Raw genomic sequence first — 18,949 nt, forward strand, 5'->3', positions numbered from 1 at the left:
TCACGAGGGCAGGGGACGTCATGCGCCTGATTGTGGCCATCGTGGTGCTGACCCTGATCGCGATCGGCGCGGGCGCGCTTGCCGGCCTGCATCTGTTTGCGGCCGCCGAGCGCGTCGCGGATGCGAAGAAAACCGCCACGCCGCCGCCTCTAGCCTCGAGCTACGCCGGCAGCGCGCGGCTCAGGAAGCTGTCCCCGATCGTGACCAATCTCGGCGCGCCGGCCAACAACTGGGCCCGCATCGAAGCCTCCATGGTGACCGACAGCATGAGCGACGAGGATGCCGGCATCCTGGCGGCCCATATCAGCGAAGACATCGTCACCTATCTGCGTTCGGCGACGGTGGCGCAGTTCGAGGGATCGCGCGGGCTTCAGCATCTGCGCGACGACCTGACCGAACGCGCCAATATCCGCTCCTCGGGCAAGATCCGCGAATTGATCATTGAGACGTTGGTGATTCAGTGAAACTGAGAGTCCTGCTGCTTGCGTTGCTCTTGGTCGTGCTGCCCGAAGTGGCACTGGCCCAGATTCCGGACCTCAATTCGCTGCTGCCACCGGGCAACGGCTCGACCAGCGGCCGGATCATCCAGCTGATGGCGGTGATCACGGTGCTGTCGGTGGCGCCGGGACTGCTCATCATGGTGACGAGCTTCACGCGATTTGCGGTGGCGCTGTCATTCCTGCGCGCCGGTCTCGGCCTTCAGACCACGCCGGCCAATCTGGTGCTGATCAGCCTCGCGCTGTTCATGACCTTCTACGTGATGGCGCCGACCTTCGACCGCGCCTGGGAAACCGGCATCCAGCCGCTGATGAAGAACGAGATCTCGGAGGAAGAGGCCTATCTGAAGATCACCGATCCGTTCCGCGAATTCATGCTGGCCCATGTTCGCGACAAGGATCTGCAGACCTTCGAATCGCTCGCCGCGGAGAGCTTCCGCAGGAAGTTCGACGACAAGCGCGTCGACATGCGCGTCATCATTCCGGCCTTCATGATTTCCGAGCTCAGGCGTTCCTTCGAGATCGGGTTTCTCATCATCCTGCCGTTCCTCGTCATCGACATGATCGTGGCGACGCTGACCATGTCGATGGGGATGATGATGATGCCGCCGACGATCCTCGCATTGCCATTCAAGATGCTGTTCTTCGTGCTGATCGACGGCTGGAACCTGCTCGCCTCAGGGCTGGTGCGGTCGTTCTCGTGATGGCAACGAGCGCCAGAGGAATGGTTATGGTTAGCGAGAAGTACCGGACTATGGTTAGCAAAATGTACTGTTAACCATTTGATTTTACGGCGTAATTCAAGCCAATCTTAATCCGCGCGCAAGATTCGGCGTGCTAGCAATGCGTCACGGCGGGTTGGACCCCACCCACATCAGTCCAAAGGCATGATGCCGCCCCTCCGTACCGGTGAAAGCCCGGTATGTCCCCTCGTGAAAATGTAACGCGTACATAAAGGGACATTCGCAATGTCAAGCCTGCTTACGAACTCGACCGCCATGACCGCACTCCAGACCTTGCGGTCTGTGAGCTCGCAGCTCTCCACCACGCAGACCCGCATCTCCACCGGCCAGCGCGTCTCGACCGCTTCGGACAACGCTGCCTACTGGTCGATCGCGACCTCGATGCGCGCCGACAACGCCGCGCTCTCGGCGGTCTCCGACTCGCTCGGTCTGTCGGCTGCGACCGTCGACACCGAATATACCGCTTTGACCACAGTCATCGGCGACAAAGACTCCGGCCTGACCAAGCTCCAGTCCCTGCTGGTCGAAGCCAAGACAGCCGGTATCGACCGCAGCAAGATCCAGGCCGACGTCACCCAGATCCAGCAGCAGATGAAGGCGACAGCCAATGCGGCGACCTTCAACGGCATCAACTGGCTGAGCACGACCGCCACCACGCCAACGACCTTCAGCCTGGTGTCGTCGTACTCGCGTGTCGGCGGCACGCCCACCATCGGCTCCATCACCGTGACCACCGCCAACTACTCGCTCTACACCTCGGCGCAGGGGGGCATTCTGGACACGGCCGGCTCGACCGCTCCGTCGATCGACACGATGAGCATCTCCGCACTGACCGACTCGGCAGCTGACCAGACCACGCTCGATGGCTACATCGCGCAGGTCACCGCTGGCATCAACTCGGTGGCCTCGGCCGCCGCCAACCTCGGTGCTGTCAAGAACCGCCTCTCGACCAACACGGACTTCGTGAAGTCTCTGATGGACTCCGTGGATCGCGGTATCGGCCAGCTCGTCGACGCCGACATGAACCAGGAGTCCACCCGGCTGTCGGCCCTCCAGGTCCAGCAGCAGCTCGGCGTCCAGGCGCTCTCGATCGCCAACAACAGCAGCCAGAGCATCCTGTCGCTGTTCCGCTAAGCCTCGAACCATCCGAAGAGGGCCGCGCTTCTTGCGAAGCGCGGCCCTTTTGTTTGGCGTGACGTCGCGCGCCGCAATTTCGGCCGCCTTGTTGCGGCAAAGCCACAGAGCCACAAGCCTCGCACAAGCTTCGCGGGCTATCGTCGCCGTTACGACAGGTTGGGCCTTGACGCTTCTGCGCAGCCCAAAGGCATGACGCCGCCCTGCCGTACCGGTGCAAGTCCGGTATGTCCCAAACTCAATCCAATCTCCAAAGGGACATCAAAATGGGTTCTAGCCTCCTCACCAACTCGTCTGCAATGACCGCGCTGCAGACCCTTCGCAACGTCAGCTCGCAGCTCGCGACGACGCAGAACCGGATCTCGACCGGTATGCGCGTGTCCACGGCCTCGGACAACGCGGCCTATTGGTCGATCGCGACGTCGATGCGCTCCGACAACGCCGCGCTTTCCGCGGTCTCCGACTCGCTCGGTCTGTCGGCCGCGACCGTCGACACCGAATATACCGCTCTGACCTCGGTCATCGGCGACAAGGACTCCGGCCTGACCAAGCTCCAGGCGCTGCTGGTCGAAGCCAAGACCGCCGGTATCGACCGCACCAAGATCCAGGCTGACATCACCCAGATCCAGCAGGATATGAAGCTCAAGGCCAACTCGGCGACCTTCAACGGCATCAACTGGCTGAGCACGACCGCCACCACGCCGACGACCTTCAACCTGGTGTCGTCGTACTCGCGTGTCGGCGGTACGCCCACCATCGGCTCCATCACCGTGACCACCGCTAACTACTCGCTCTACACCTCGGCGCAGGGCGGCATTCTGGACACGGCCGGTTCGACCTCCCCGTCGATCGACACGATGAGCATCTCCGCGCTGACCGACTCGGCAGCTGACCAGACCACGCTCGACGGCTACATCGCGCAGGTCACCGCCGGCATCAACTCGGTGGCCTCGGCCGCCGCCAATCTCGGTGCCGTCAAGAACCGCCTCGCGACCAACACGGAGTTCGTCAAGACCCTGATGGACTCCGTGGACCGCGGTGTCGGCCAGCTCGTCGATGCCGACATGAACGCGGAATCGACCCGCCTTCAGGCGCTCCAGACCCAGCAGCAGCTCGGCGTTCAGGCGCTCTCGATCGCCAACCAGAACAGCCAGAGCATCCTGTCGCTGTTCCGCTAAGCCGCGGCTTCGAAAACGACCGTGCTCCCCAGGGAGCACGGTCTCCGCCATGAACGGCGGATCTCGGCACACGACGTGCCAACATCGATTTCCTGACGTCGCATCCCAGGCAACATGCCGTCGCCGATCGCACCGCGATGCAACCGGCCGTCCGCCTGTTGCCGACGCGCGCGATTGCGTCACTCGCTCTCTGGTAAAATTGCAACGCCTCGCCTGCGAACCGACACATTCGTGGTCTCGCGCAACCTTCAGACAAGGTTGGCAGCAGAGTGTCCTCTACGTTCGTATTGGTACGAGGTCACATGCTGCTCAGTCGTGCGCAGGTACAGCAACTGCTCAACAATCTGCTGGAGCTTGGGCCGCGACGCCTGATGGCTTTGGGATTGATCGGTTTCGCCGTTCTCGTCACCGTCGTGGGCGGCGCCTATTATCTGAGCCGGCCTGAATTCGAAACGCTCTATACCGGCCTTTCCCGCGAAGACGTGACGCGCATGGGTGCAGCGCTGCGCGAGCAAAACATCACCTTCGACGTCAACACCGCCGGCGACGCGGTCTCGGTGCGTCCGAGCCAGACCATGCAAGCGCGGATGCTGCTCGCCGAGAAGGGGCTGCCGACCAGCGCCAATTCCGGCTACGAGCTGTTCGACAAGATCGGGTCGCTCGGTCTGACCTCGTTCATGCAGGAGGTCACCAAGCTCCGTGCGCTGGAAGGCGAAATCGCGCGCACGGTGCAGTTGATGAAGGGCGTGAAGGCGGCGCGGGTGCATATCGTGATGCCGGTGCGGGGGTCGTTCCGCGCGACGCAGCAGCCGCCTTCGGCATCGGTCGTGCTGCGCACCGACGGCGCCATCGAGGCGCGCACGGCGCAGTCGATCCGTCATCTCGTCGCGGCGGCCATTCCGGGCATGAGCCGCGACAAGGTCACGGTGCTGGACGCCGACGGTTCGATGCTGCTTGCCGAAGAGGACGAGGCCACTGCCGCTCCGACCAAGATGGCGAGCCTGCAGAAGACGGTCGGCGGAATGGTGCAGGAGAACATTCGCAAGGCGCTGACGCCGTACCTGGGCCTCGACAATTTCGAAGTGAGCGTTGCATCGCAGCTCTCCACCGACAAGCGGCAGATCAACGAAACCGTCTACGATCCGGAGAGTCGCGCGGAACGTTCGGTCCGGAACGTCCGCGAGAACGAGAAGTCACAGAACGCGGACCGTTCGCAGCCGACCACTGTGCAGCAGAATCTTCCCGACCAGCAGGTGAACGCCGGCGGCACCAAGAATTCCAGCGAGGACAAGACCCGCCGCGAGGACGTCACCAATTTCGAGGTCTCGTCCAAGACCACGACGACGGTGAGCGACGGCTATTCGGTGAAGAAGCTGTTCATTGCCGTGCTGGTGAACCGCGGGCGGCTCATTGCCGACCTGGGCGACAAGAGCAACCAGGCCATCGTCGACAGCAAGCTCGCCGAGATCAGCCAACTCGCAGCCACGGCCGGCGGCCTCGACAAGGCGCGCGGCGACCAGATCCAGGTGACGGCCGTCGATTTCATCGAAGGCTCGCGCGAACTGGCGCCGGTGCCGCCGATCAGCTTCGTCGAGATGATCAACAAGCAGCTCGGCAGCGTCATCAACGCGGTCACGATCCTGGCCGTCGCTTCGATGCTGGTGTGGTTCGGACTTCGTCCTGCGGTCAACGGCATTTTGACCCATCGCGCGGCGCAGGAGCAGACCGAGGCGGCGGAAGCCGCCCAGCTCCAGGCAGCCGCCGGCGCCCTCACGCTGGCGGACAGCGAAGAGGCCGAGCTCAACCTGGTCGAAGACCTCGAAGGCAAGATGCAACGAACGCCGCAGAAGCGGTTGGAGCAGATCGTCCGTCTCGATCAGATGCAGGCGGCAGCGATCCTTAAAGACTGGATGCGACGCGAGGAGGCGGCATGAACGCGGCAATCGGAAAGCTCCTGACGCAGTTCGATGCGAACGGGCGGGTCAAGTCGCCTCCGCCTCCACCGCCGGCCAAAATCCAGGATGTGCTGACGAGGCCGAAGGAAGCCCGGCGCGAGCCTCAGCCGCAACCCGAGACCCATTCGCAGCCGCAGCTTCAGTCGCCGCCTCCGGCGCCGAACGCGGAAGCCCCCGCGGTCAGTCTCCTGGACGATGCCTTTCGGCGCGGCCATGCGGCCGGCGTAGCGGAGGGCGAGTCCAGGATCGCCGAGGAAAGAGTTCGCAGCGCGATCCGGCTCGGCGAAGAGCGGGCCAAGTGGTCCGACCAGCAGGCGGTGGCGGTTGTCAGCGGCTTCGAGACGGCTTGCCGCGAAATCGAGACCAAGATCGCGAGCTCCGTTGCGCGGATATTGCTGCCGTTCCTCGCCGATGCTGTCCGCGACAAGGCGATCGGGTCGCTGGTCGAGCAGATTGCGGCGCTGACCGGCAATTCGCCAGTGCCGGTGTTCAAGGTCACCGGACCAAGCGAACTGCTCGACTTGGTGAAGACGCAGCTCGGGACGGCCAGGCGAACGGGTTTCGAGTATGAGGCCGCCGATACTTTTGAGGTTCGCGTCGTGGCCGACCAGACCGTAATCGAGACGCAGATCACGACCTGGAGCGAGCGCCTGAAAGAGGCGCGCCGGTAGTCCGTCATGAATGAGGTCAAGCCAGAACTCGTCATCATCCGCCGGCGGAGTGCCTTCGACGACGAGAAGCCGCACGGCGGCGTCTGGAAGATCGCCTATGCGGACTTCATGACCGCGATGATGGCGTTCTTCCTCGTGATGTGGCTGATCAATGCGCTCAACCAGGATCAAAAGCAGGTAGTCGCGAGCTATTTCAATCCGATCAAGCTCGCGGAGAACGCACCTGCCCCGAAGGGCCTCAACGATCTCTCCAAGAAGGAGCCGTCGTCGTTCGACGGCCAGGACGGCAGGCGCCAGCCGGGGGGACCGAGCGAGGAACGTCGCGGTGACTCTCCGACGGCCGAGAAGCCGCCCTTCTACGAGGAGAAGGTCCTGTTCCGCGATCCCTATACGACGCTCGCCGAGATCGCCAGCAGTGCGAACCAGGCCTCGGGCCAGCGGCGCGCCGGCGCTCTGACGTCCGCCGAAGAGGATGGCCTCAAGGGAGGCGACGCCTACCGCGATCCGTTCGATCCCGGCTATTGGAAGCTTGCGCCGCAGGCAGCCAAGGATGCCGACCGCGTCATCGAGGGCGAGCCCAAGCCCGAGTCCAAGCCGAATGCGTCCGCGCGCGACACTGCCTCCGGCTCAAGCCAGGCCGAGCCGCAGGCGCGCCGAGCCAGGCAGGACGATGCCGGCGGAAGCCTGGCTCCGAGCGCCGATGCGTCGTCCGCAAGCCTGTCGCCTCTGCTGCCGCCGGGGCTCGCGCCATCGCAGGCCTCACGCGAAGGGAGCGCGCAGCCGGGCGCCCAGGCTGGTAATCAAGCCAATGTCGCCGCGCAGCCGCATCCCAACGACACGACCAAGGAATCCGGGCCGCGCGACGCGGTTCAGGCCCAGCAACTAACGGTCAAACAGCTTCAGTCGGCGATCGCGGACGCGCTGTCGGACGTCAAGGCTGGCGCCGGACCGGTGGCCGAGGTGCGTCAGGTTGAGGAGGGCCTGCTGATCAGCCTGACCGACGATGCGAACTTCGGCATGTTCGCGGTCGGCTCGGCTGAGCCGCGGCCCGAACTCATCCGTGTGATCGACAAGATCGGCCCGCTGCTGGCAAAGCGTCCCGGCGTGATCATCGTCCGCGGCCACACCGACAATCGGCCGTACCGTTCGGAGGCCTATGACAACTGGCGGCTGTCGACGGCCCGTGCGCAGATGGCCTATTACATGCTGGTCCGCTCCGGCGTCGATACGCAGCGCATCGAGCATGTCGAGGGTTATGCCGATCGGCGGCCGAAGCTTCAGAACGATGCGGCGGCCGCGCAGAATCGCCGGATCGAGATCATGGTCCGGGAGAAGCGCCCTTGATCAGGTCTCCTCTCCGCGCAGCGCTGCTGATGCTGCTGTTGCCGTTCACGGCGGCAGGCGCATTCGCCGAGCCGGCACCGGGGGCATCGGCATCGGGCGAGCCATATGAACTCGTTCGGGCGTTGCAGGCCGTGCAGGACGGCATCGCCAACGGCGATAGCGCGGCGTACGGCAGCCACAGCGCATTGATCCGGCAGATCGGCGAAAAATTTCTCGCCGCCGATCCGGGCCTGTGGAGCAACCCGCAGAACGGCCAGGCCGCCGTGATCTACCTGCTCAGTGGCGGCGCGCCGCAAATCATCCGCAAGCTGCCGCGCGACAAGCTGAACGTCGATGGACGGCTGTTCGATGGCGCGCTTGCCTATGTCGAGGGTCGTCAGGACGAAGCGCGCGAACTGCTCAAGGACGTCAAGCCGCGGACGGTTCCGTCGGGCCTGGGCGGACAGCTCGCGCTGGTCCAGGGTGCACTGTTCGCACGCGCCGAGGCATCGCTCGCAATCGAGCGTCTGGATGATGCGCGCTTGCTCCTGCCGGGCACATTGGTGGAGGAGGCCGCGCTGCGGCGCGAGATCCTGTTGGTCGGGCAAGCCGAGGATTTCGACAAGTTCGAGTTCCTGACGCTGGCCTATATCCGGCACTACCACAACTCGGTCTATGCCGGGGACTTCTGGCAGCGCTTTGCGACCGGCCTGACGCAGTCGGGCCTCGCGCTCGACGAGCGCCGGTTTGCGCGGATCACCACCTTGCTTGAGCAGATCGACCGCGCGAGCCGCCTCAAGCTCTATCTCGTGATCGCGCGTACCGCGATGGTGCGCGGAGGGCTGGCCGTCACCCGGCTTGCCGGCGAGCGTGCCCTGACTCTCAGCGCCGATGCCTCGGCGGAGCGCGAGCGGGCGCATTTGTTCCGCGGCGTGTCGCGGGCGCTCGCCGACGAATATGACGGCGGTCTCGCCGAGTTGAAGGCGCTCGACCGGTCGAAGCTGCCCGAGCGCGACATTCCCTTTCTCAATGCAACGGTGCAGCTCGCACTCGACGTTCGCAAGCCGTTCGCTGGCGGATCCGCCGCCGCAGCCGACAAGCCTCCGGTCACGCCGGCGCGTCTCGACCTCGCGTCGTCGACCGCAACGCTTGTTCGTGCGCGGAAGCAGCTCGGGGAGCTCGAACTTCTCACCAGGGATCGCCGTCCATGATGAAGCTCAGTGGAACCTCCGGACAGGTCTTTTCGGGTCTCGCCGAAAGCCTCAGCATGCGGGGCACATCGCGCTCCGGGAAGAGCGCCGGGGCGAAAGCGCAGGCGGACTCGTCCTTCAACGATCTTCTGCACACCGTCTCGAATCTCGCGAAGCGTGCGCTCAACGACGAGGGCAGCGCCACGGCCGTGAAAGCCGGAACGCTGCGGACGCGCCTGGCGCATCAGAGCGGGAAGGACAACGCGAGCGACGAGACGGTGCACGACCGTGCCGCGGCGGTCGAGGAGCCGGGATCCAGCGAGACGTCCACCGAGAAATCTTCCGACAAAAAGACCGATAAGTCGTCCGGGAAACATGGACCTCTCGATCACATCGAGCAGGCCGACGTCCAGAGCCGATCGAGTATTGCCGGGATCGTCGGACAGGAGATCGTCGCCGGGCCGCCGGTCGTGATGCCGCAGATGCAAGCACCGGCCGGCGACAAGAAGGATGCGTCCGGGCGCGACGAGCGGTCTTCCACGACGAAGCGCGACGTTCAGGCCTTGGGCATGGCGAAGGCGACAGCCGAGCTCCCACCTCCGGTGGCTCCAACCGCCGCCCGCTCGCAGGCCGCGGATTCGCACGCGGCGACCAGCGCCCAGGCGACATCGACGGACGACAGTGAGCCATCGCCGAAGGCAACGGCACCCGGCTTCGAGGCCGTCGCGGCCAATGTCGAGCGTGCTGTCAAGGCGTCGGCGCGGGACGCATTGCCCGAGACGACCAAGGTCACCGTGGTCCAGCAAGAGACCCATCTGCCGCCGGCGCAGTTCAACGCTCCGCAACAGGTTGCCAACGCCGTTGTCGCCGAGTTGAAGGAAGCTCCGGCATCGACGGCGTCCGCAGCTCCAGATCTTGCAGCGTCCCAAGCCAATGCGCCGGATCAGCCGCTCAAGATCCTGACCATCAATCTCGAGCCGCCCGCGCTCGGCAATGTCACCGTGCGCCTTCGCCTGGTCGGCAACGAAGTGTCCGTCCACCTCGCCGCTGCGCGCAAGGACACGAGCCAGATGCTCGACCAGCAGCGCGATTCGATCCGCGACCTGATGCAGTCCGCGGGCTACGTCGCCGACATTGCGCCCGTCCAGCACGGCTCGCTGGATGGTTTCCAGAGCGGCTCCGGCCAGTCGCAGCCGCAGCTTTCGGGCCAGCAACAGCCCTCGTCGCAGTCGCAAGGCACGTTTGACGGTACGAGTAATTCGTCGGGACAAGCGGACGGCGGCGCGAAGCAGGCTCGACAGGAGCGCCAGTCCAACCAGGAGACGCGTCATGACCAGGACGTGGCGCCGCAGATTCGTCGCGGCCCTGTTTATCTGTAACGCCGGCGCCGCGGCCGCGGCGACCGACAATTCGCGCCCGTGCGAGCGCGAGATGGCGCGTGCGTCCCAGCAGCACGGAATTCCGCTCGGCATTCTCTACGCGGTCGGACTGACCGAGACGGGGCGGCGCGGCGCACTTTATCCTTACGCGCTCGGCGCCGAAGGACAGACCGTGTTCGCCAGGGACATGAACGACGCGATCGCCAACTTCGAAGCCATGCGAGCCAAAGGGATCAAGCTGATCGACCTCGGCTGCATGCAGATCAACCATTACTATCACGGCGACAAGTTCGCCTCGGTCCGGGCGATGTTCGATCCCGCAGGGAATGTCGACTACGCCGCACGCTTCCTGAAGGAGCTCAAGCAGCGCGAGGGCAGCTGGACCATGGCAGTCGCCCGCTACAATGCAGGCCCCAACAACCAGCCGGCGCAGAAGCGCTACGTCTGCCACATCGTCGCGCATCTCGTCTCCAGCGGCTTCGGCGCGTGGACCGACAAGGCGCGCTCGTTCTGTCAGCCCAAGACGACCTAAGGAGACGACGCCAAGTTGTGCATCGTTCCCCATCATCAGCCCCGCGCAAGCAACAGTCTCCATTGTAGCTGCAACCTACCAAAGGAGCCCAATTCATGAGCCTGTATGGTGTTATGCGCACCGGCGTTTCCGGGATGAACGCGCAGTCCAACAAGCTGTCAACCGTTTCGGACAACATCGCGAACGTCAACACCACCGGTTACAAGCGGGCTTCGACCGAATTCTCCTCGCTGATCCTGAAGAGCGGCTCGGGCAATTACGATTCCGGCGCGGTCGAGACCACGGTGCGTTACGCCATCTCCGACGCCGGCAATTACCAGTTCACGACCTCGGCCACGGATCTCGCGGTCCAGGGCAACGGCTTCTTCGTCGTGCAGGATCCGAACGGCACCAACTTCCTGACGCGCGCCGGTGCGTTCGTGCCCGACAGCACGGGTAACCTAGTTAACGCGGCCGGCTTCCAGCTGATGGGCTACAACATTGCCAACGGTGCCACTCCCACCGTCGCAGCCAACGGGTTCGGCGGCCTCCAGGTCGTCAACGTCAACCAGATGGCGCTCCAGGCGTCGGCTTCGACCAAGGCGACCGTCGCCGCCAATCTGGATCCGAGCGCTACCTTCTCTGCTGGACCGGCCGGCCCCGCCAACTATACGTCGAAGACGTCGATCGTGACTTACGACAATATCGGAAATGCCGTGACGCTCGACGTCTATGCCAAAAAGACTGCGGCAAATACCTGGGATATGCAGGTCTACAACGGCGCGACCGCGCTTCCATCAAGTGGGCCCAGCACCACGTTCACGTTTGACGTAAGCTCGACCGGAAAAGGCAAGCTCGATCTGGTGGGCCCGCCGCCGAGTGCGACATCGCTTACGGTGGCGATCCCCGGTGGTTCGGCTGCCTTCAACATCGACCTCTCGGCCATGACCCAGGTCGCCTCCAGCTTCGACTTCAAGGCGACCGTGGATGGCAACGCTCCGTCCGCGGTGGACAAGGTGAACATCGACGACAAGGGCGTGGTCACGGCCGTCCTCAAGAATGGCACCACGCTGCCGAGCTTTCAGATCGCGCTCGCGACCGTCCCGAGCCCGGACCATTTGACGCCCGAAGTCGGCAACGTCTACTCACCGAACCTGGAATCCGGAAACGTGCAGGTCGGCCTCGCCGGCCAGGGCGGGCTCGGCACCATCCAGTCGGGTGCTCTGGAAGATTCCAACGTCGATCTCGCGGACGAGTTGACCTCGATGATCGAGGCACAGCGCGGCTTCACCGCGAACTCGAAATCGTTCCAGACCGGCGCCGATCTGCTGGACGTGGTCGTCAACCTGAAGCGCTGATTTCTTCAGCGCTCGTCCCCGGCAAGAGCAGATCATGAACCTTACCGCCGCTCTCGAATCCGCCCGCTCCTCGTTGATGGCGTCGGGCATCCAGTCGTCGGTCATCTCGCGCAACATCGCCGGTGCCAGCTCCGCCGGCTATTCGCGCAAGATTGCCGTGCTGGACAACCTTCCGGGAACCGGCGTCTACGTGGCGGCGATCCAGCGCGCCGCGAGCTCGGGTCTCTACACCAACGTGCTGACCGCAACCTCGACGTCGGCCAAGCAGAGCGCGATCCTTGACGGTCTCCAGAAGATCGCATCTGCCACGGTGGACGATCCGGAACTCGACCAGTCGCCGACGGCGCAGCTCAATGCGCTGAAGAAGGCGCTCCAGCAATATGCCAACGCCCCGGACAACACCACGCTGGCACAGGCCGCGGTGACGTCCGCCAAGGACATGGCGACCGCGCTCAATCAGGCGACCCAGACCGTGCAGTCGGCCCGGGAGGGCGCGGATGCCGACATGAATACGTCGGTTCAAAACATCAATCGGCTGCTCTCCCAGTTCCAGACCGTGAACACCGCGATCGTGAAGGGGACGATCTCCGGCGATGACATCACCGACTACCTCGACCAACGCGACAGCATCGTCTCGCAGCTGTCGCAGGAGGTCGGGGTCTCGATGTCGCTCCGTCCCAACGGCGACGCGGCGCTCTATACCGACAGCGGCGTCGTGCTGTTCGACAAGACGGCGCGAACGGTGAGCTTTGCGCCGACGAACGCCTATACGGCCGGCACCACCGGCAATGCGGTCTATATCGACGGCGTTCCGGTGACCGGCGCCAATTCCGCGATGCCGCTCAAGTCCGGCAAGCTTGCTGGCCTGGCGCAGCTGCGCGACAATGATACGGTTACTTACCAGAGCCAGCTCGACGAAATCGCGCGCGGCCTGGTCGACGCCTTCAAGGAAAGTGACCAGTCGCCTGTTCCGACGCTGCCCGACGTCCCCGGTCTCTTCACCTATCCGGGCGCGCCGGCGATGCCGGCGAGCGCTACCGTCTTGGTGGGCCTCGCTGGTACGATATCCGTTGCTGCATCGGTCGATCCCGCCCAAGGCGGTAATCCCAACCTGCTGCGCGATGGCCCGATCAGCGGCAACGTCGCATACCAATACAATACCGCCGGCAACGGCGGTTACTCGGCTCGGGTGCAGCAGCTCATCGGCGCCATGGATGCGTCGCAGCCGTTCGATGCGACCACGCAAGGCAAGCCGAACGGCAGCTTGATCGACTTCGCGTCGTCGTCGACGAGCTGGATCGAAAACCAGCGCAAGACCGCCGACTCCAATGTCACCTACCAGAAAACGCTGCTCGACCGCAGCACCGCGGCGCTGTCGAACGTCAGCGGCGTCAACATGGACGATGAGATGTCGTTGATGCTTCAGGTCGAACGCACCTATTCGGCCTCGTCGAAGATCATCTCGACCGTCGACGAAATGTTGCAGAGCCTGCTGGCTGCCGTGGGAAATTAAGTCATGATGAGCGCAAACTACATCTCGACCTTGATGCTGTCTTCGTCGTTGAGGTCTTCGATCACCAACAATCAGGCCGCGCTGGCCAAGGCCTCGAAGGAAGCCACCACCGGCCGCTTCGCCGATGTCGGCCTCGAGCTTGGTGCTACGACGGGAGGCGACGTCACCCTGCGGGCGGATTGGAGCTTCGCCGATCAGCTCGTCGATACCAACGGGCTGGTCTCGGGACGTCTGGACATAACGCAGAGCCGGATCACCCAGCTTGGTTCGACCGCAACGGACTTCCTCAAGGACCTGATCGCGGCGCGCAGCACCGACGGCGGCGGACGGATCATCCTGCCGCCTGCGTCCTCCAACCTCCAGGATCTGATTGGCGCGCTCAACGTCTCCTATAACGGCTCGTCTCTCTTCTCGGGCATCAACACGCAGAACACGCCGATCACGGCCTACACCGCGGGCTCAGCCAGCAAGAACCAGGTCGACGCCGACTTCCTTGCGACCTTCGGCTTCTCGCAATCATCGCCCAGCGTGAACAGCATCACCCCGGCCCAGATGCAGACCTTCCTCGACACCACCTTCGATGCCGAGTTCGCGAGCCCGGCCTGGAACACCAATTGGTCATCGGCCACCGACCAGGTCATGCAAAGCCGTATCTCCACGACCGAGATAGCGGATACCTCCGTCAGCGCCAATCAGACAGGCTTCCGCAAGCTCGCCGAGGCCTACACCATGATGGCAGATCTCGGGAACGCCAACCTGGATCAAGCGACGTTCCAGGTTGTCGTGGACAAGGCCATCGGCCTTGTCGGAAACGCCATCACTGACCTTGCCACCCTCGGCGGCGACATCGGCACGGTCCAGCAGCGGATCACCTCAGCAACCGACAAGCTCAAGACGCAGCAGGACATTCTGAACAATCAGATCGTGGGTATAGAGAAGGTCGATCCGACGGAAGCCTCCGTCAGGGTCAACACCTTGCAGACGCAGATCCAGACGGCACTTGCGCTCACCTCGCAGCTCCAGAAGATCAGCCTCATCAACTATCTCTAAGTCCCGCTCCTTCGTAAGGCTCGTAATCCTTGTCTTATTGTTCGGTCTCCTGCGCAGAGTTGTCCTGATGACGTTTGAAGCCTATGAAGCGGTCGTCGACGAGAGCGGCTATGAGGCGCGGGGCCGCGAGCGGCAGGCGCTCAGCCTTGGCATCGACCGGCTCGAGCGGATCCAGAAGGACCGCTTCAGCCTGGAGGATCTGGTCGAGAGCCTGCTCTATGTGCGGCGGCTGTGGACGATCTTCATCGAGGATCTCGCGCATCCGGAAAACGGGCTTCCGGAAAAGCTGCGCGCCGACATCATCTCGATCGGGCTGTGGGTGGTCAAGGAAGCCGACCGCCTTCGCGAAGAAAAGTCGAATGACGTGATCCAGCTCATCGAAATCAACCGCCTGATCCGAGACGCACTTTAATGAAGATATCCTTGCGTGCGGGCGAACGGGTCTACATCAACGGCGCTGTGCTGCGCGTGGACCGCAAGGTCTCCGTCGAGCTCGTCAATGACGTGATGTTCCTGCTCGAAGGACAGATCATGCAGGCCTCCGACGCCACCACGGCGCTGCGGCAGCTCTATTTCATCGTCCAGCTCATGCTGATGAATCCGACCGATGTCCGGGATGCTTCGGCTCTCTACGGGCAGCATCACGCCGCTCTGCTCGCGGTGTGCGAGAGCCAGGAGATGCTGGTCGGGCTTGGTGCGGTCGACGACCTGGTCGGGGCGACCCGTTACTTCGACGCGCTCAAGCGGATTCGGGCACTGTTTCCAGTGGAGCAGGCCATCCTGGCCGGCGCCACGATTGATTCCCCATTCGAGGCTGCCTGACAGCGGAGAGATACATGAACGTCACCAGCGCGACCGATAGCACCAGCAAGTCGTCCAGTTCGACCAGCTCGACGACGTCGACGTCGAGCACCGGCGTCGACTACAACACGTTTCTTCGGCTCCTCATTGCAGAGATGAAGAACCAGGATCCGACCAATCCGATGGATACCTCGCAATACATGAGCCAGTTTGCGCAGCTCTCGTCGGTCGAGCAGGCGATGCAGACCAACACCAAGCTCGACGCTCTGCTGTCTTCGCAGTCGCTGTCGCAGGCCGACGGGCTGATCGGAAAGACCGTCAGCTTCACGGATGCGACAGGAGCGAGCTTCAGCGGCAAGGTCGCCTCGATCTCCATCAACAGCGACGGCTCGGTCGCGACACTCGAGAACGGCACGAAGGTCGCGATCGGCCCCGGTCTCACGATCAGCCAGTCATGAACGAACGGGACGCTCTCGACATCGTCCAGGCGGCGATCTGGACCATTATCGTCGCCTCCGGACCTGCCGTCGGTGCCGCGATGCTGGTCGGCACCATCATCGCGCTGATCCAGGCCCTGACCCAGATCCAGGAGGTGACGCTGACTTTCGTTCCGAAGATCATCGTCATTCTCGTGGTCGTTGCCGTCTCCGGCTCCTTCATCGGAGCCCATCTCTCCACCTTCACTGAGATGGTCTATTCGCACATCGAGCGCGGCTTCTGACCCGACGGTCCCGGCCACCTCTGCCACCCTGCCACCACCCCCGCGTAAGCTTTGCACGGCAGATTACGGGCCGGATCCTCTGCCGGTGACCCATGTCCGATACGTTAGCTGCTAGCCTGCCGACCCCGCGACGATTGGGCGCCGACGCCGTTTTCGCGGGCGGCATCGTGGCCATGCTCACGATCCTGTTCCTGCCCATACCGCCGATCCTGATCGATCTCGGCCTCGCGTTCTCGATCGCGCTCTCGGCACTGATCCTGATGGTCGCACTGTGGATCCAGCGGCCGCTTGATTTCTCGGCCTTCCCGACCGTGCTCCTGATCGCGACGATCCTGCGGCTTGCGCTCAACGTCGCAACGACCCGTCTCATCCTGTCGCGCGGCGGGGAGGGCGAAAACGCCGCGGGCCATGTCGTTGCCGGTTTCTCGAAGTTCGTCATGGGTGGTGACTTCGTCATCGGCCTGATCATCTTTGCGATTCTGGTCACGGTGAACTTCGTCGTGATCACCAAGGGCGCAACGCGTATCGCCGAAGTGGGCGCCCGCTTCACCCTGGATGCGATCCCGGGCAAGCAGATGGCGATCGACGCGGATCTGTCCGCGGGCCTGATCGACGACAAGGAAGCCCAGCGCCGGCGCCGCGAGCTGGAAGAGGAGAGCGCGTTCTTCGGCGCCATGGACGGCGCCTCGAAATTCGTCCGCGGCGACGCCGTCGCCGGCCTGATCATCACCGCGATCAACATTTTCGGCGGTATCATCATCGGCGTGACGCATCATGGATTGACGCTGGCACGCGCCGCCGACGTCTACACCAAGCTCTCCGTGGGCGACGGCCTGGTAACGCAGATGCCCGCGCTGATCGTGTCGCTGTCGGCGGGCCTGCTCGTCTCGAAGGGCGGCACCAGAGGTTCGGCCGAGCAGGCGGTGTTGCGGCAGCTCGGCGGCTATCCGCGCGCGGTGTCGGCCGCCGCGCTGATGATGTTCGTGCTCGCCTTGATGCCGGGGCTGCCGACGGCGCCCTTCCTGCTGCTCGGCGGCGTCATGGCCTTCGTCGGATACTCGTTGCCGAGGCGGCAGGCAGCCCTGAGGCGCAAGGAAGATGCGCGCAACGCCGACGAACGCGCCCAGGTCGATGCCAAGGAATCCGTCAAGGAATCGCTTAAGACCGCGGAGATCGAGCTGGCGCTCGGCGGCCACCTCTCGGTCCATCTGCTGGGCTCGCGCACCGAGCTGGCGCACCGCGTGGCCAAGATCCGCAAGAAGTTCGCCAAGCAGTACGGCTTCGTGGTTCCCGAGATCAAGCTCACCGACAATCTGTCGATCGATCCCAAGGGATACCAGATCCGGATCCACGACACCCGCGTCGCCCAGGGCGAGCTCAGGCTCGGCGAAGTGCTGGTGCTGGTCGACAAGGATGGCAAGCCCGACGTTCCCGGCGAAGAGGTGATCGAGCCGGCCTTCGGCATGAAGGCGCTGTGGGTGACGGACGCTTTCACCGACGAGGTCAAGCGTCAGGGCTGCAAGCCGGTCGACAATCTGTCGGTGCTGCTCACGCATCTGAGCGAAGTGATCAGGGCCAACCTCGCCCAGCTCCTGTCCTACAAGGACATGCGCGGCCTGCTCGACCGGCTCGATCCCGAATACAAGCGCCTTGTCGAGGATCTCTGCCCGTCGCAGATATCGTATTCGGGGCTGCTGGCGATCCTGAAGATCCTGCTGGCCGAGCGCGTGTCAATCCGCAACCTCCATCTGATCCTCGAAGCCATCGCCGAGATCGCGCCCCATGTGCGGCGCTCCGAGCAGGTGGCCGAGCACGTGCGTACCCGTCTTGCCCAGCAGATTTGCGGCGATCTCTCCGACAACGGCGTACTCAACGTCGTGCGTCTCGGCAACCGTTGGGATCTCGCGTTTCACCAGAGCCTGAAGCGCGACGCCAAGGGCGACGTCGTCGAATTCGACGCCGATCCGCGCCTGATCGAGCAGTTTGCGACCGAAGCCAGCGCCGCGATCCGCAAGTTCACCGAGAACGGCACCAGCGTGGTGCTGGCGGTGACCCCGGAAGCGCGTCCCTACGTCCGGATGATCCTGGAGCGGGTCTTTCCGACACTGCCGATCCTGTCGCATGTCGAGGTCGCGCGCAGCACCGAGATCCGGGCCCTCGGAGCCATATCGTGATCAGCGGCCTCACCGATAGCGTGCTGGTGACGTTCATCGTGTTCTGCCGCATCGGTGCCTGCCTGATGCTGGTGCCCGGCTATTCCAGCGTCAACGTTCCGGCCCAGGTCCGCTTGTTCGTCGCGCTCGTCACGACGTTTGCGCTGACGCCGATCCTGATCGCCGTCCTGAAACCCCTTACGGACAACGCGGCGCCTCTGACGCTCGCGCTCCTTATCTGCTCCGAGCTCGTGGTCGGCTGCGTCATCGGGCTCGGCGGTCGCGTGTTCTTCCTCGCACTCCAGACCATGGCCACCGTGATGGCGAGCGCAATCGGGCTGAGCAACATCCCGGGGACCCCGGTCGGCGATACCGATCCGGCGCCGGCCCTGGTGCCGCTGATCATGACGGCCGTCACCACGCTGTTCTTCATGACCGACCAGCACTGGCAGGTCCTGCGCGGACTGATGAACTCCTACGCCGTCTGGCATCCCGGCGACCGGCTCGGCGGCAGCATGCCGCTCGGCCAGCTCGTCGGCAGGCTGTCGGAGGCGTTCGTGCTGACGCTGCGGATCGCCAGCCCTTTCATCGTCTATTCGGTCGTCGTCAACCTGGCGGTCGGCCTAATCAACAAGCTGACGCCGGCGATTCCGGTCTATTTCATCTCGGTGCCCTTCGTGCTGTTCGGCGGCTTCCTGCTGCTCTACCTCACCAGCGACGAACTCCTGACGCAATTCATGCTCGGCGTCTCGTCGTGGCTGGCGGAGTGATC

Annotated in this window: 19 protein-coding genes; all 19 read left to right on the top strand. The window is 63.9% G+C overall.

All coding sequences use genetic code 11. From position 1 onward, the window contains the following. Positions 1–20: 20 nt before the first annotated feature. The 19 genes from IVB42_RS26160 to fliR all read left to right on the top strand — a co-directional run bounded on the left by IVB42_RS26160 (position 21) and on the right by fliR (position 18,947). Positions 21–464, top strand: a complete 444-nt coding sequence (locus IVB42_RS26160; protein ID WP_018453967.1) for a flagellar basal body-associated FliL family protein — start codon at positions 21–23, stop codon at positions 462–464. Continuing rightward, complete coding sequence (fliP, locus tag IVB42_RS26165; RefSeq protein WP_007595877.1) at positions 461–1,201, top strand: flagellar type III secretion system pore protein FliP; 741 nt, start codon at positions 461–463, stop codon at positions 1,199–1,201. The genes IVB42_RS26160 and fliP overlap by 4 nt, the downstream gene beginning before the upstream one ends. Before the next feature lie 264 nt (positions 1,202–1,465). Beyond that, a complete protein-coding gene (locus IVB42_RS26170) occupies positions 1,466–2,374 on the top strand; it encodes a flagellin (protein WP_018453968.1) in 909 nt (302 codons plus the stop codon). A 266-nt stretch (positions 2,375–2,640) separates the two neighbouring features. Then, positions 2,641–3,552 carry a flagellin gene (locus IVB42_RS26175; protein ID WP_007613947.1) on the top strand — a complete coding sequence of 304 codons (912 nt, stop codon included), beginning with the start codon at positions 2,641–2,643 and terminating at the stop codon, positions 3,550–3,552. Positions 3,553–3,854: 302 nt separating this feature from the next. Beyond that, positions 3,855–5,486 carry a flagellar basal-body MS-ring/collar protein FliF gene (gene fliF, locus IVB42_RS26180; protein ID WP_018453970.1) on the top strand — a complete coding sequence of 544 codons (1,632 nt, stop codon included), beginning with the start codon at positions 3,855–3,857 and terminating at the stop codon, positions 5,484–5,486. Then, the gene (locus tag IVB42_RS26185; protein ID WP_247397539.1) at positions 5,483–6,178 is read left to right on the top strand and encodes a hypothetical protein; all 696 of its coding nucleotides are present in this window, start codon (positions 5,483–5,485) and stop codon (positions 6,176–6,178) included. The genes fliF and IVB42_RS26185 overlap by 4 nt, the downstream gene beginning before the upstream one ends. Before the next feature lie 6 nt (positions 6,179–6,184). After that, positions 6,185–7,522, top strand: coding sequence for a MotB family protein (locus IVB42_RS26190; protein WP_085351958.1), 1,338 nt, complete (start codon positions 6,185–6,187; stop codon positions 7,520–7,522). Further along, positions 7,519–8,712, top strand: a complete 1,194-nt coding sequence (locus IVB42_RS26195) for a chemotaxis protein (RefSeq protein ID WP_247295078.1) — start codon at positions 7,519–7,521, stop codon at positions 8,710–8,712. The genes IVB42_RS26190 and IVB42_RS26195 overlap by 4 nt, the downstream gene beginning before the upstream one ends. After that, positions 8,709–10,070: a flagellar hook-length control protein FliK gene (locus IVB42_RS26200; RefSeq protein ID WP_247295075.1), complete on the top strand. Its 1,362-nt coding sequence runs from the start codon at positions 8,709–8,711 to the stop codon at positions 10,068–10,070. Before IVB42_RS26195 ends, IVB42_RS26200 begins: the two co-directional genes overlap by 4 nt. Beyond that, entirely contained in the window at positions 10,021–10,602 is a 582-nt protein-coding gene (locus IVB42_RS26205) for a transglycosylase SLT domain-containing protein (RefSeq protein ID WP_247471338.1), read from the top strand. Before IVB42_RS26200 ends, IVB42_RS26205 begins: the two co-directional genes overlap by 50 nt. A 95-nt stretch (positions 10,603–10,697) precedes the next feature. Continuing rightward, positions 10,698–11,939, top strand: coding sequence for a flagellar hook protein FlgE (locus IVB42_RS26210; RefSeq protein ID WP_026232642.1), 1,242 nt, complete (start codon positions 10,698–10,700; stop codon positions 11,937–11,939). Between the two features lie 34 nt (positions 11,940–11,973). Further along, positions 11,974–13,452: a flagellar hook-associated protein FlgK gene (gene flgK / locus IVB42_RS26215; RefSeq protein ID WP_231190391.1), complete on the top strand. Its 1,479-nt coding sequence runs from the start codon at positions 11,974–11,976 to the stop codon at positions 13,450–13,452. Between the two features lie 3 nt (positions 13,453–13,455). Continuing rightward, positions 13,456–14,502, top strand: coding sequence for a flagellar hook-associated family protein (locus IVB42_RS26220; RefSeq protein ID WP_247295073.1), 1,047 nt, complete (start codon positions 13,456–13,458; stop codon positions 14,500–14,502). Between the two features lie 67 nt (positions 14,503–14,569). Continuing rightward, a complete protein-coding gene (gene flaF, locus IVB42_RS26225; protein ID WP_018453979.1) occupies positions 14,570–14,914 on the top strand; it encodes a flagellar biosynthesis regulator FlaF in 345 nt (114 codons plus the stop codon). Then, complete coding sequence (gene flbT / locus IVB42_RS26230; protein WP_085351953.1) at positions 14,914–15,324, top strand: flagellar biosynthesis repressor FlbT; 411 nt, start codon at positions 14,914–14,916, stop codon at positions 15,322–15,324. The genes flaF and flbT overlap by 1 nt, the downstream gene beginning before the upstream one ends. 14 nt (positions 15,325–15,338) lie before the next feature. Next, positions 15,339–15,761, top strand: coding sequence for a flagellar hook assembly protein FlgD (gene flgD, locus IVB42_RS26235; protein WP_018453981.1), 423 nt, complete (start codon positions 15,339–15,341; stop codon positions 15,759–15,761). Next, on the top strand, positions 15,758–16,024 hold the full coding sequence (gene fliQ, locus IVB42_RS26240) for a flagellar biosynthesis protein FliQ (protein WP_018453982.1): 267 nt from the start codon (positions 15,758–15,760) through the stop codon (positions 16,022–16,024). The genes flgD and fliQ overlap by 4 nt, the downstream gene beginning before the upstream one ends. A gap of 92 nt (positions 16,025–16,116) precedes the next feature. Beyond that, positions 16,117–18,198, top strand: coding sequence for a flagellar biosynthesis protein FlhA (gene flhA, locus IVB42_RS26245; RefSeq protein ID WP_247295071.1), 2,082 nt, complete (start codon positions 16,117–16,119; stop codon positions 18,196–18,198). After that, positions 18,195–18,947: a flagellar biosynthesis protein FliR gene (fliR, locus tag IVB42_RS26250; RefSeq protein WP_247295069.1), complete on the top strand. Its 753-nt coding sequence runs from the start codon at positions 18,195–18,197 to the stop codon at positions 18,945–18,947. The genes flhA and fliR overlap by 4 nt, the downstream gene beginning before the upstream one ends. Positions 18,948–18,949 lie beyond the last annotated feature (2 nt).

The sequence above is a fragment of the Bradyrhizobium sp. 45 genome (genome assembly GCF_023073155.1).
Lineage (GTDB): Bacteria > Pseudomonadota > Alphaproteobacteria > Rhizobiales > Xanthobacteraceae > Bradyrhizobium > Bradyrhizobium canariense_D.